The organism is Epilithonimonas lactis (assembly GCF_900110605.1).
Classification (GTDB): Bacteria; Bacteroidota; Bacteroidia; order Flavobacteriales; family Weeksellaceae; genus Epilithonimonas; species Epilithonimonas lactis.
Map to the genome: position 1 here is coordinate 403,167 of NZ_FOFI01000001.1, position 13,343 is coordinate 416,509.

12 protein-coding genes and 3 tRNA genes are annotated in these 13,343 nt (G+C 37.2%); 12 read left to right on the forward strand and 3 right to left on the reverse strand.

Going from position 1 to position 13,343, the window contains the following annotated elements; translation table 11 throughout:
• The first annotated feature begins 21 nt into the window (after positions 1-21).
• Together BMW39_RS01900 and mtaB are read left to right on the forward strand one after the other, a co-directional pair.
• Positions 22-213 (forward strand): DUF6496 domain-containing protein, encoded by a 192-nt coding sequence (locus BMW39_RS01900; RefSeq protein WP_034976776.1) that lies wholly within the window; start codon positions 22-24, stop codon positions 211-213.
• Between the two features lie 104 nt (positions 214-317).
• Complete coding sequence (mtaB, locus tag BMW39_RS01905) at positions 318-1,676, forward strand: tRNA (N(6)-L-threonylcarbamoyladenosine(37)-C(2))-methylthiotransferase MtaB (protein ID WP_034976778.1); 1,359 nt, start codon at positions 318-320, stop codon at positions 1,674-1,676.
• A 75-nt stretch (positions 1,677-1,751) separates the two neighbouring features.
• Here mtaB and BMW39_RS01910 read toward each other — a convergent pair whose 3' ends face one another.
• Positions 1,752-2,489: a hypothetical protein gene (locus BMW39_RS01910; protein ID WP_034976780.1), complete on the reverse strand. Its 738-nt coding sequence runs from the start codon at positions 2,487-2,489 to the stop codon at positions 1,752-1,754.
• Positions 2,490-2,548: 59 nt separating this feature from the next.
• Here BMW39_RS01910 and BMW39_RS01915 point away from each other — a divergent pair, with 59 nt between their 5' ends.
• On the forward strand, positions 2,549-2,983 hold the full coding sequence (locus tag BMW39_RS01915) for an RNA-binding S4 domain-containing protein (protein ID WP_034976782.1): 435 nt from the start codon (positions 2,549-2,551) through the stop codon (positions 2,981-2,983).
• On the opposite strand, the gene BMW39_RS01920 is transcribed toward BMW39_RS01915, so the two are convergent.
• A complete protein-coding gene (locus BMW39_RS01920; protein WP_034976784.1) occupies positions 2,980-3,495 on the reverse strand; it encodes a shikimate kinase in 516 nt (171 codons plus the stop codon). The genes BMW39_RS01915 and BMW39_RS01920 overlap by 4 nt on opposite strands.
• A gap of 107 nt (positions 3,496-3,602) precedes the next feature.
• Here BMW39_RS01920 and BMW39_RS01925 point away from each other — a divergent pair.
• The 3 genes from BMW39_RS01925 (at position 3,603) to BMW39_RS01935 (ending at position 3,954) form a co-directional block, all read left to right on the forward strand.
• Positions 3,603-3,675, forward strand: a tRNA-Lys gene (locus BMW39_RS01925).
• 35 nt (positions 3,676-3,710) lie between these two features.
• Positions 3,711-3,793 (forward strand) — tRNA-Leu (locus tag BMW39_RS01930).
• An 88-nt stretch (positions 3,794-3,881) separates the two neighbouring features.
• Positions 3,882-3,954, forward strand: a tRNA-Lys gene (locus BMW39_RS01935).
• 99 nt (positions 3,955-4,053) lie between these two features.
• Here BMW39_RS01935 and panC read toward each other — a convergent pair.
• Positions 4,054-4,899 (reverse strand): pantoate--beta-alanine ligase, encoded by an 846-nt coding sequence (gene panC, locus BMW39_RS01940; RefSeq protein ID WP_034976785.1) that lies wholly within the window; start codon positions 4,897-4,899, stop codon positions 4,054-4,056.
• A 287-nt stretch (positions 4,900-5,186) separates the two neighbouring features.
• Between panC and BMW39_RS01945 the strand changes: the two genes are divergently transcribed.
• The 6 genes from BMW39_RS01945 to porM all read left to right on the forward strand — a co-directional run bounded on the left by BMW39_RS01945 (position 5,187) and on the right by porM (position 13,307).
• Entirely contained in the window at positions 5,187-5,957 is a 771-nt protein-coding gene (locus BMW39_RS01945; protein WP_034976787.1) for a glycogen/starch synthase, read from the forward strand.
• A 16-nt stretch (positions 5,958-5,973) separates the two neighbouring features.
• A complete protein-coding gene (locus BMW39_RS01950; RefSeq protein WP_034976789.1) occupies positions 5,974-7,581 on the forward strand; it encodes a DUF4270 family protein in 1,608 nt (535 codons plus the stop codon).
• A gap of 15 nt (positions 7,582-7,596) precedes the next feature.
• Entirely contained in the window at positions 7,597-9,450 is a 1,854-nt protein-coding gene (gene glmS, locus BMW39_RS01955; protein ID WP_034976791.1) for a glutamine--fructose-6-phosphate transaminase (isomerizing), read from the forward strand.
• A 105-nt stretch (positions 9,451-9,555) separates the two neighbouring features.
• A complete protein-coding gene (gene porK / locus BMW39_RS01960) occupies positions 9,556-10,977 on the forward strand; it encodes a T9SS ring complex lipoprotein PorK/GldK (protein ID WP_034976793.1) in 1,422 nt (473 codons plus the stop codon).
• 36 nt (positions 10,978-11,013) lie between these two features.
• Positions 11,014-11,691: a type IX secretion system motor protein PorL/GldL gene (gene porL / locus BMW39_RS01965; RefSeq protein ID WP_034976795.1), complete on the forward strand. Its 678-nt coding sequence runs from the start codon at positions 11,014-11,016 to the stop codon at positions 11,689-11,691.
• Between the two features lie 47 nt (positions 11,692-11,738).
• Positions 11,739-13,307: a type IX secretion system motor protein PorM/GldM gene (porM, locus tag BMW39_RS01970; RefSeq protein WP_034976797.1), complete on the forward strand. Its 1,569-nt coding sequence runs from the start codon at positions 11,739-11,741 to the stop codon at positions 13,305-13,307.
• The last annotated feature ends 36 nt before the right edge of the window (positions 13,308-13,343 follow it).

Sequence of the window (13,343 nt, forward strand, 5' to 3'; positions counted from 1 at the left end):
TTAAAATCAAAATTTGAAAAGATGGCAACTACTAAAAAATATTCGGAGAAAGCTCAGGAGAAAGTTGGTAAAGTGATGCACGAATTCAAAGAGGGGAAATTGAAATCCAGTTCTGGTGAGAAAGTAACCAGCAAAAAACAAGCGGTTGCAATAGGAATCTCCGAAGCCAGAGAAAAAGGTTTGAAAGTCCCGAAAGAAAAGAAATCCAAATAATATGAATCCGGTTTAATCGCCGGATTTTTTATGTTTTAAAATGAAATTTCTGCGAAATTCTGCATTTGGAATGATTTGGATTTTATTAATAACTTTGCAGACTTATGTCGAATGTCATTTCTCAACCGAAAACCGTTGCGTTTCACACACTTGGCTGCAAACTGAATTTTGCAGAAACGTCCACTATTGCCCGAACTTTAACAGATGCAGGTTATCAAAAAGTCAATTTTGATGAGCCTGCGAAAGTTTATATTATCAATACTTGCTCAGTTACCGAAAACGCTGATAAGGAATGTAAACTTCACGTAAAGCGTGCTACGAAGGCAAATCCTGATGGATTGGTTGCCATTATTGGTTGTTACGCACAGTTGAAGCCGGAAGAAATCTCTTCAATTACCGGCGTAGATTTGGTTTTAGGAGCGAAAGAGAAATTCAATATTCTGAGTTATCTGGATGATTTGGAGAAATCTGAAAGTCGGGCTGAGATTCATTCTTGTGAGATTGATGAAGCTGATTTTTTCGTTGGTTCCTATTCAATCGGCGACAGAACGAGAGCTTTTCTTAAAGTTCAGGACGGTTGTGATTACAAATGTACTTATTGTACGATTCCTTTAGCCAGAGGGATTTCACGTTCGGACACCATCGATAATGTGGTGGCTAATGCTAAAGAAATTGCGGCGAGAGATATTAAAGAAATCGTTTTGACCGGCGTCAATATCGGTGATTACGGAAAAGGAGAATTTGGAAACAAAAAGCACGAACATACTTTCCTTGATTTGATTTCGGAATTGGATAAAGTGGAAGGCATCGAAAGAATCAGAATTTCGTCTATCGAACCAAATCTTCTCAAAGACGAAAGCATCGAATTGGTTTCCAAAAGCAGAAGTTTTGTACCGCATTTTCATATTCCACTACAATCTGGAAGCGATGAATTATTGAAAAAAATGAAGCGTCGTTATTTGACGAATTTATATTTTAATCGAGTTAATAAAATCCGCGAAGTGATGCCCGAAGCTGCCATTGGTGTTGATGTCATCGTCGGATTTCCTGGTGAGACAGAAGAATTATTTATGGAAACGTATAACTTTCTGAATGATTTGCCAATCAGCTACCTTCACGTTTTCACGTATTCGGAAAGAGAAAATACGGAAGCTGCAGAAATGCTTGGCGCAGTGCCAATTCCTGAAAGAAAACGCCGAAACAAAATGCTGAGAATCCTTTCCGAAAAAAAGAAAATGGAATTCTACAGAAATCAATTAGGTAGAAAACTGATCGTTCTTTGGGAACACGAAAATAAAAATGGATCAATGTTTGGCTTCACAGAAAATTATGTCAGAGTTTCGAAAGCGTTCGATGAGAATTCCATCAATCAAACAGAAACGATAATTCTTGATAAAATTTTGGAAGATGGAAGTGTTTCTATCAAAGAAAAACAGTTTGAGGATTTTCTTGCTAAGATCTAAAGGTCAAATATATACTAAAATAAAAAAGAGGAATCTCAATAGTGAGATTCCTCTTTTTTATTATTTTTCTGTTTATTAATTTTCGCCAGGTAAAACTCTAGCTCTGGAGTTATAGACCTGAAAATTAAATACAAAACTTCTATTCATATAAGAATATACATTATTTTCTCTTCCAAATGCTGCTCTAGAAGGAACAATGATAACGCCTTGCAGATTGTAGTCCGTAGCAGGATTCAAATTGTCGTAAGATTTGAAATATTTTAATCCTTCTTGTAAACCTTCAATCTCATAGAAACTTCTGCCATGATTTGTTCCATTTGCGGTATTATACTTATCCAAAATACTTTGCTTTACATAAAAATAAGGTGTTTCGCTAGTTGGAACACCACTTCCTAAAACATTATCAATGAAAGTAGATTCACCACCAAATGAGATGATGTCATTGGTCTTGGATGAAACATAACTTTTTGTCACTTGGAAAAGACTGATGACATCTGTACTTCCAATATCTTTTCCGGGTTCTGGTTGTGCACCAGTTCTCTTGATGTAGATCACGCCAGAAGGCAATTTCTCGTGAGGATAGGAAGATAATTTTGGGTTGGCATCATCTGTATCAGTTGTGCTATCAAACGCAACAATAAGACCTTTGCTGTTGAAATAATGATCCTCCATGAACTTTGTGGCAGCTGCATCATCATAGGTGTTTTGTTCTTCCACAGTCAATACTACAGTTTCGTCCACTTCATCATCATCTTTCTTACATCCTTGCAATACAACAAGGGAAAGAGCAATTCCTAAAAATATTTTCTTCATTTTTTTTATTTAATCTTAAATTGCGATTAATTTTTAACGTGACAAAAGTATAAAAAATTATGAGAATAGATAAATATTTGTGGAGTGTAAGATTTTATAAGACACGAACTATCGCCACAGAAGACATAAAAAAGAACAGAGTCAGCATTGGAGAAAATCCCGTGAAAGCGTCAAAAGAAGTAAAAGCAGGTGACGTCATCAAGATCAGAAAAAACCAGATCGACTACAAAATAAAAGTCATCGACATTCCGAAAAGCAGAGTAGGAGCCAAGCTGGTACCACTTTACGTAGTAGATATGACGGAGAAAGACCAATACGAGATTCTGAAATTGCGACAGTCATCCCAAGACTATTACAGACAGAAAGGCATCGGGAGACCTACCAAAAAAGACCGTAGAGATATGGATGATTATGTAGACGATGGTCCTTCAGCTGACATGGAAAATGATGATTGGGATGTTTTCTTCAAGGAAAATAAAGACGAAGAACTTTAAATTTCTAATAACTCTACGATGTGATCAGATATTTCCACTGCATTTTTGGAATCTGTATCAATAGTAAAATGTGCTTTGGAGTAATATGGATTTCTTTCGAAAAGATGTTTGGCGATAAATTCTGGGATGTCGGAATCCTCCAGTTTGGCAATCAATGGTCGTGAGTGTTTTTGAAGTAGAACACGATTGGTCAAAGTCCCAACAGAGGCTCTCAAGAAAAAACTTTTTGATTTTTCATTAATGATATTCATATTCTCATAGTAAACGGGAGTTCCGCCGCCAAGACTTAGAACAAGATCTTCTTCGGAGTTTAATAATTCTTCCAAAATCCGTTTTTCCTCCTTTCGAAAATAGATTTCTCCTCGTTTTTCGAAGATTTCGGGAATAGATTGCTGATGTTCCTCAGAAATTTTCTGATCGAGGTCAATTAATTTAAAATTTATTTTTTGGCTCAAGTTTTTGGAAATGTGAGATTTACCACTGCCCATGTACCCCAAGAGAGAAATTATCATAATTTTATTTTAAACAAAGTTCGAAAAAAATTTTGAGATTTTAAAAAAACGCCTATCTTTGCACCACTTTAAAACGAAATAGTAATATTGAAATTTTAAATGTGGCCGACTCGGTAGCTCAGCTGGTAGAGCAATACACTTTTAATGTATGGGTCCTGGGTTCGAATCCCAGCCGGGTCACAAGCAAAAAGTCCGTAGCGATACGGTTTTTTTTTGCCTGCGTGGTGAAATTGGTAGACACGCCATCTTGAGGGGGTGGTTTCCTAAGGATGTGCTGGTTCGAGTCCAGTCGCAGGCACTGCAAAAATAATCGATAAAAGATAGTCGATAATTGATATGTTTTTACAATCATTTATCTTTCATCAATTATCATTCATCAAATGGCCGACTCGGTAGCTCAGCTGGTAGAGCAATACACTTTTAATGTATGGGTCCTGGGTTCGAATCCCAGCCGGGTCACAATTTACGCAAGTAAATTTTTTTCATATTAATATTTTGTGATTTGGTGTAGGAACTTCTTGTATAAAGAAGTTCCTTTTTTTTGTCCAAATTCTAAATTTAATCCAAATGAAGATTGTCGATCAATCTCACGGTTCCAACATTCACGACAATGAAAGCCCGGAAATCATCATCCGCTGAAAAGAAGTCTACCTCTTTCAAAGTTGATTCTTCTGCGATCATAAAATATTCCAGATCCATTTTTTCATTGTCAAAAATCGCCTCAACTCTTGCTTTGATCTCAGGCACGGAAATTACGCGGAACCATTCATTCACTCTTTTCAAGGTTTGATGGATCAGTGCTGAGGTTTCTCTTTCGATTTCTGAAAGGCGCATGTTTCTGGAGCTCATCGCCAGACCATTTTCTTCCCTATGGATCTTGACGCCGTGGATCTTAATTTTCAAATCTAGGACTTCAACAAGTTTTTGGATAATTTTAAGTTGCTGAAAGTCTTTCTCACCAAAATAAGCATTATTAGGCTTTACTTGCAGGAACAATTCTTCCACAACGGTTCCAACGCCATCAAAGTGTCCTGGCCGTGCTGCGCCTTCCATCTCGTTCTCTATTCCTCCAAAGTCGTAATGTGTTCTTTCCATACCATTTGGGTAGATGTCTTCAACTCGTGGGATGTAGACGGCATCTACAAGCTTTGAATCTTCAAGTTTCCGAATGTCATCTTCCACCGTTCTGGGATATTTTTCCAGATCATCGGGATTGTTGAACTGTGTCGGATTCACAAAGATAGATGAGACTACGATGTCATTCTCTTTTCGCGCTTCTTGATACAGCGAGATATGACCTGCGTGCAAGGCGCCCATTGTGGGTGCAAAACCAATGGTTTTGGATTGGATCTTTTGGTGATTGATGAATTCTGAAAAAGTTTTTTTGTCATAGAAGACCTCCATGTTGCTAATATTTTAAGATTCAAAGATAATTGTTTTGTGATTTCCAACTTAAAGAATGTTGCATAATATCGCTTTGATGTGTGGACTCAATCAAATGATATTAATATTTCCCTCTCCATCATTATAATGCTTGAATCTATTAAAAATTAACATTTTAAAAAAGATAACTTATTGATAGTTAATATATTTCCGTTGGGACTATTAATATTAATGAAAATAAATATTTTGATTTTATTTTTTGTAATTTTGCAAAATGAAGATTTTATACTTCATCTAAAGAAAATTTTATGCCTAATCAAAAGATTTTATACGTTACTACAGAAATGTTCCCTTACCAAGAAGACACTAATATGGGAAGTTTGGTACACAAAATGGCGCTGAAAATGCACGCAAGTGGTAACGATGTTAGGGTTTTCATGCCCAGATTCGGACAGATAAGCGAAAGGAAATTCCAATTGCACGAAGTGATTCGTCTTTCTGGGATGAACATCATCATCAATGATCTAGATCAGCCCTTAATCATCAAGGTAGCTTCTTTGCCAGGTGAGCGTCTGCAAGTTTACTTTATCGATAACGAAGAATACTTCAAGAGAAAGCAATATTATCATGATGACGAAGGAAAAGCGTTTGAAGATAATAATGAAAGAGCGATCTTCTTCGCAAGAGGCGTTATCGAAACGATCAAAAAACTAAACTGGGTTCCAGATGTGATCCACTTGAATGGCTGGATGGCCGCTTTGATCCCGATCTATTTGAAAACATATTACAAAGACGATAGCTATTTCAACGATACCAAAATTGTACTTTCTGTCTACAATGAAGAGGATATCGAGCTAAACGGTAATACAAAAGAAATTTTGGCATTTGATAATATTTCTGATCTACAATCGTTAGATAATCCAAGCTTTTTAAACTTTGTGAACGACAGTATGCAATATGTAGACGTAATCGTGAAAGGAAACGAGTTCTTAGAGGAAAAGCTAGAAGAAGCTTATGGAAAGGCAGATGCTGAGAAGTCAGACTATTTGAATGCCGACTCTATAGCGACAGTTTATTAATTACTATTTTTTTATAATGATAAAAATAAAAACTTTGATGAAGGTGATCCCATTTCTATTAATGGGAATTGTGGTTTTGAATTCGTGTGAAGGTGAGTTGGACAATCTAGGATCTCAATTGGTAGATATGGATGCAGCCAACGGCAATGAAGTAGCATATAGTCTTGTCGCTTACAACATTAATAATGGCGATGTCATAAGAGCCGACGCAGAAAAGTTGGACAGCGTTAGAATTGGCGCTTTTGACGAGCCTGTTTTTGGAAAGCAAAAGGTTTCATACATCACGCAACTTAGACTGAATGCCTATAATCCTGATTTTGGAACAAACCCAGTCATTGATTCTGTAGTTTTGACGCTGAAGCCAAGATATGCTACAGACTCTGCTGACACTAAAACAACTGAAGATTATATCTATCCGGATGGTGCTGTAGCTGCTAAAAAAGTGGTGACAACTTATCCGATTAGTAAATATGGAAAGTATAAAATTGGTGGTCAAAAAACGCCATTCACTATTAAAGTAAACGAAGTTAATGATTTCCTGGGAGGAGCTTCTGATTCCCTTACTTCTAATAAGGCCATCGCACTAGGTGCTGAGATTGGTTCAAAATCTTTCAACGGAACTGTTAATTCTATTGTGGTTACAAAAGATACGGATGCATCTGAACTACTTAATAGACCTGTTTCTTACAGAATGAAACTGGACAGTGCCTTTTTTCAAAACAAGATTATTGCTAAAAAAGGTGACCAGGTACTTAAAGATGCCGCATCTTTCATCAGATATTTTAGAGGAATCAGTATTTCTGTTCAAGAGCAGGATGGTTATTTGTTCTCCATGGCTCCCAATGATATTGGCTTGACAATTTATTATAAAAATGATGTAACCGAACCTACTGGAACTGTGACCCGCACCAAAGCAGAGTTAGCTCTGAACCTTGGAGCCGGTAATGTTCACCTTAGTAGTATTGCTTATAACAGAACAAACGAATCTTACATCGCAGCAATGAATGTAGCTGTGAAGCCTGAAAATCTTGATAATCCTAATTTGCAGGTCAGTGCCGCACCGTTAGTTTATGCACAAGGAATGGGTGGAGCAGGATTTGGAATTAGAATCCCTGCAGCTACGATCAGAGAGTTGAAAGACCTTTACAAGAATAAAAAAATTGGTATTGTTTCAGCGAAAATTAGAGTTTATAATGATGCTGATAATTGGACTAATTCTTATCGAAAACCAAATAGTATGCTGGTACGGGAGCGAGATGCAAAAGGCTTTCTTCCAGATATGACAAGCTTGTCAAGCGCAGGATATTCTTTAATTAAAACGGCTAATCTATCTACAAAAGATGCTAACTACGATATAGGTATCACAGCTTCTTTGAAGACGATCATAGAAAATGAAAGCTATGATACGACGAAAGATAAAGATTTTGTCATCAATCTTGGAAGTTATAAAGTTGATGCTACTACAGGGTTTCTATTAGGACAGAATTACAATACAAGGGCTTACACGCCTAATCGTATCGTGTTAAAAGGTACAGATATAGCTAATATCGCTAATGTTGGAAAAGCTATTGATAAAACCTCCAAAGTAGCTCAGCTAAGATTAATATTTACTCAAAAAAATTAAAAACTCAAATAAATTATGTGTGGAATTGTTGGATATACGGGCTTTCGTGATGCGTATGATGTTGTTATCAATGGATTACGCCGTCTAGAATATAGAGGGTACGATAGTGCAGGTGTCATTTTAGAAACTGAGAAGGGCGAATTCGAAGTTAAAAAGACCAAAGGTAAAGTAGATGATCTTGTGGCAATCTCAAAATCTTTACAAAGTACCTCTAAAATTGGAATGGGACATACAAGATGGGCAACCCATGGTGTACCTAGTGATAATAACTCACATCCTCATGTTTCCAATAACGGAAAAATAGCAATCGTTCATAATGGTATCATCGAAAATTATGATACTATAAAAACAATGCTTATCAACAAAAATTTTGAATTCAAATCAGAAACAGATACTGAGGTTCTTGTCAATCTAATCCAATATTTTATGGATAAGGAGCCAACATTGGATTTCCCAGAAGCGGTCAGATATGCTCTAAATGAAGTTTATGGTGCATATGCCGTTTCGGTAATGCATGAGGATTTCCCTGGGCAGTTGGTGGTTGCAAGATTAGGCTCTCCTTTGGCAGTAGGTATTGGGACAGACGAATATTTCGTAGCATCCGATGCTTCTCCATTTGTTGAATTTACAAAAGAAGCTGTTTATCTTGAAGAAGGTCACATGGCAATCATCTCGCTAGATTCTGGTATCGATATTAGAACCATCACCGAAAATACCAAAATTGAACCTGCTATTCAAGAATTAAAACTTAATCTAGAACAGATAGAAAAAGGTGGCTACGAACATTTTATGCTAAAAGAGATCTTCGAACAGCCAAAATCTATCCTCGATACAATGAGAGGAAGATTGCTTGCCGATGAAGGTATTATAAAAATGGCTGGTATTTGGGATCACCTAGAGCGATTAACAAATGCTGAAAGAATCATCATCATTGCTTGTGGAACATCTTGGCATGCTGGACTTATCGGAGAGTATCTGATCGAGGAATTTGCAAGAGTCCCTGTTGAAGTAGAGTACGCATCAGAATTCAGATACAGAAATCCGATCATTAGTTCCAAAGATGTTGTCATAGCTATCTCCCAATCTGGAGAAACTGCTGATACGATGGCCGCTATCAAATTGGCTAAGGAAAAAGGTGCTTTCGTATTCGGTATTTGTAACGTGGTAGACTCTTCTATCTCAAGATATACAGATGCAGGGGCTTATACGCATGCTGGTCCAGAGATCGGTGTAGCGTCTACAAAAGCATTTACTGCACAGCTTACCATCCTTTCTTTGATTGCTATCAAATTAGGAAATCATAATGGTAATTTAGGCAAGGCTGATTTTATGAGATTGATCACAGAATTAGAAGCTATTCCTAAAAAGGTAGAAGACGTTTTGAAAACTGTTGATGAAGCTGTTAAGACCATCGCTAAGAAGTTTGCAGATGCAACCAACTTCCTTTATTTAGGTAGAGGTTACAACTTCCCTGCAGCATTGGAAGGTGCTTTGAAACTAAAAGAGATCTCTTACATCCACGCAGAAGGTTATCCAGCAGCAGAGATGAAACATGGTCCAATTGCATTGATTGATGAGAATATGCCAATCGTTATCATTGCACCAAAAGTGGGTCATTATGATAAGATTGTAAGTAACGTTCAAGAGATCAAGGCCAGAAAAGGACAAGTTATCGCAATTATCAATAAAGGCGATACACAGGTTGCTGCGATGGCAGACTATATTATTGAGATTCCAGAGACTTCAGAATGCTTCTCACCTATCTTAGCATCAGTGCCTTTGCAATTGCTTTCCTATTACATTGCTGTTGAAAGAGGAGCGAATGTAGATCAGCCAAGAAACCTCGCAAAATCCGTAACTGTAGAATAATTTCATACTTTGTGAAATATTCTTTAACAAATTACGTTTAGAATAAAAATTGATAATTATTCATAAAAAAAATTATATATTTACCGCTTAATTTCTTTAAAATAGATGAAAAGGATATTACTAATATTATTGTCAACAACAGTTATTATTTCTTGTTCCAAAGGTGGAGGTAAAGGGATAACAGGCAATCCCGGAATTAAGGGAGAGTTGGTTCCAAGAGGATCATCAAAATCATTTATTGCAGAAAGACCTTACGGAATGGTTCCTATACCAGGAGGTTCATTCGTAATGGGTATGGCAGATCAGGATTTTGCCGCTACTCCGGAAAAAGCAATGCCAAAAACGGTTACAGTATCTTCCTTTTTTATGGATGAGACAGAGATCACCAACGCAGAATACAGATTATTCATCAATGCAGTGAGAGATTCTATCGCCAGAGGTTTGCTAGCTGAGGCTGCAGGAGAAGGTGGTGAAGAAGGCGGAGATGGTGGATCTATTGCAGATTATGCCTACGCTGGTAAGAAAACAGGAGAAGAAGCGACGCCATATCAAGCATTTTTGGAATCACAAGGTGGTAGAGATGGTTATGATGAATCTAAGAAATTAGATAAAAAAGTTCCATTGACCTACAACACTTCTGCATATCCAGACGAGAAATATGCTGAAGTTTTGGAATCCATGTATTTGCCAACAGAGAAAAGAATCAATAATGAGAGAATCATTGATTGGTCGAAGATCAAATATAGCTACCAATGGGAAGATGTGTTGTCTGCTGTGAAAGATAAAGACAGAGGTGCAAACTATCTTAAAAAAGAAAGCATCGCAGTTTATCCAGATACAACAGTTTGGGTTAAGGATTTCAATTATGCTTATAATGAGCCTTTGTTCGACCAATATTTTTGGCATCAGGCTTACAGAGAATATCCTGTCGTGGGTGTTACTTGGGATCAGGCAAGAGCTTTCTGTGATTTCAAAACCAAATTGAAGTCCGATTACAATAGCAGTCTGAAAAAGAAAAAACAAAAAGCAATGAGATTCCGCCTTCCAACCGAGGCAGAATGGGAATATGCTGCCAAAGGTGGTATCGAAAATGCGACTTACCCTTGGGGCGGACCATATTTGCAGGATGACAGAGGTTGTTATTTGGCAAACTTCAAACCGAAGAGAGGTTCTTATATAGAAGATGAGAAAAAAGGAAACTTTACTTACACTGCTCCAGTTAAGAAATTCCCTAAAAATGGTTATGGATTGTATGATATGGCAGGAAACGTTTCCGAATGGACAGAATCCCCATACAGCAACTCAACTTATGAATTCTCTTCAACTCTAAATCCTTATCTGTCTAATCAAGCTTACAGAGAATCTAAGAAAACTGTGAGAGGTGGATCTTGGAAAGATGTAGGATATCTATTGATGACCGGTTACAGAGATTGGGAAAGAAAAGATTCTGCAAGAAGTTACATTGGATTTAGAACCATCCAAGATATTCCTTCTGGTGCAGGAAAATTTAAAAGAACGACTAAATAATTAACTAACTATTACTAACTAAAAATTTAAAAAGAAATGTTTAAAACTAAAGATTCAATCACGAATTTTATTTATTCGTTCGGTGCTGCTATCGTAATCTTGGGTGCTCTATTCAAAATGACCCACTGGAGTTTGGGTCCTATTACAGGTAACGTTGCGCTTGCTGCAGGTTTGATCACTGAGGCGTTGATCTTCTTATTCTTCGCATTCGATCCACCAAGATCGGAGGAAAGCTATGCTTGGGAAAATGTTTATCCAGAATTATTGGATGAGACTGCTGAGAGACAACCTAGAAAAGTTGTTGCTAAAGTGGAAAACAAAGAATTGGAAGTATCTCTTTCTGATAAATTGGACAAAATGTTAGCTGATGCTAAATTAGACGTTAACTTATTCGAAAGACTAAGAGGAGGAATTGATAAATTCTCATCTTCTGTAGATCAGATCAACCAAACTGTAGACGTTTCTGCTTCTACTCACAAATATAATGAGCAACTTAACTTAGCTGCTTCTCATTTGGAAAGTATGAATGCATTGTACGCACTTCAATTGGAGCAAGGACAAAAGCAATCAGAATATAGTAAAAAATATGTTGAAGATATTCAAAAATCTGCAGCACATTCTGAAAAATTCAACGAAGAACTACAAGGCCTAACTGGTAATCTAAATAATCTTAATAGAGTTTATGGTGGTATGCTTAGCGCAATGAAGTCTTAATCACTCACATTTTAATTTTTGTTTAACAATTAATTTAATTTATTAAAATGGCAGGAGGACAACAGACACCACGTCAGAAGATGATCAACCTGATGTACTTGGTTTTCATCGCGATGCTAGCGATGCAAATCGACCAGGAGATCATCAGATCATATAAAGATACAAACCAATCTCTTACAGATACCAGATTGATGGTAGAAGATAAGAACGATAAGATTTTCGAGGCAACGCTTAAAGCAAAAGCTGATTCATCCCCAGAAGTTTACGGACCAATGTTTGCGCAATACCAGGAATTGAAAGGTAAAACTAATGATCTGGTAGGTTATATCACAGAATTAAAAGATAAAATGAGTACTGAAGCAGAATATAATTCTGATCTGGCAGTTGAGGAGAGCTTTACGGCGCTTAACAACACAGAGCCTTCTACTACAACTTTCTTTAAAGATGGTGATGAGAAAACTTTATCTACTCAATCCGTTGAGTTGAAAAATAAAGTGGATGCACTTAGACAATATATTGTAACCACTTTTGGAAACAACGCTCAATTGAAAGATGTTGCAACAAGAGCAAACAAAATGATGGTTGCTGAATTTCCAAAGGGAGACAAAAGAGCAAACAAAGGTTGGACGCAATACAAATTTTATAATCAGCCATTGGTTGCTGCATTATCAAATCTCGAAGTGATCCAGTCAGAAGCTAGAAACTTGCAGTCCGATGCATTGACATCAATGTTGCAAGAGAAAGTAGATGCTGATATCAAATTTGATGCTTACGAAGCTTTGGTTTCTGGACCTAGTTCTGTGATGAAAGGTGAGCCGGCTCAAATTAAAATCGCAATCGGTACTTTCGCTAGTTCTGTTCCGGGGTTGGCTATTACAGGTGCTCAGGTTGTTAATGGTCAAGGGATCATTACACCTGCAACTGGAGCAGTGGGAGAGCAAAAATTTGCTGGACAAATTTCTTTCACTGATAAAAATGGTAAACCACACACGTTGCCTTACGCGCATACTTTGAATGTAGTTTCTGGTGCAGAAGCATTGAAAGAGCAAAGTGGAGCGATCTTAGCAGCGGACAAAATGAACGTTCTATATAGAGGTCTATCCAATCCAGTTTCTGGATCTATTTTAGGTGCTAATCTTGAAGCGACTACATTGTCTGCAGCAGGTGCATCTGTAAGTGGAGGTAGAGGAAAATGGAATGTGACGCCAGCTGGTGGAAACGAGGTAACACTTACTATCGCAGGAAAATCTCCAAGTGGAAAGACAATTTCTCAGCCTTTCAAATTTAGAGTGAAGAATATCCCGCCACCAAGAGGTGAGATCAGAGGTAAGAGTTATGACGTGATGCCTGCAAACATGATCTCTAAACAAACGTTGACTGCAACACTTAAGGATTTTGACTTCCCAGTTTCTTTCAATGTGGTTAGTTTCAAAGTGAAGGTTCCAGGAAAAGCAGTAATGTCTGTGAATGGTAGTTCTTTGGCGCCAGTAGAATCTTTGACAAAAGGTTTGAGAGCAGGAGACAATATCGCAATATTTGATGTTCAGGCAACTGCACAAGGTTTAAGTGGCGTAGTACTTCCAAATATAGGAGGTGTTGTGATCAGTGTACTTTAATTTATTTTAAAAAGTTATTTTTAGCTTATTGATTTT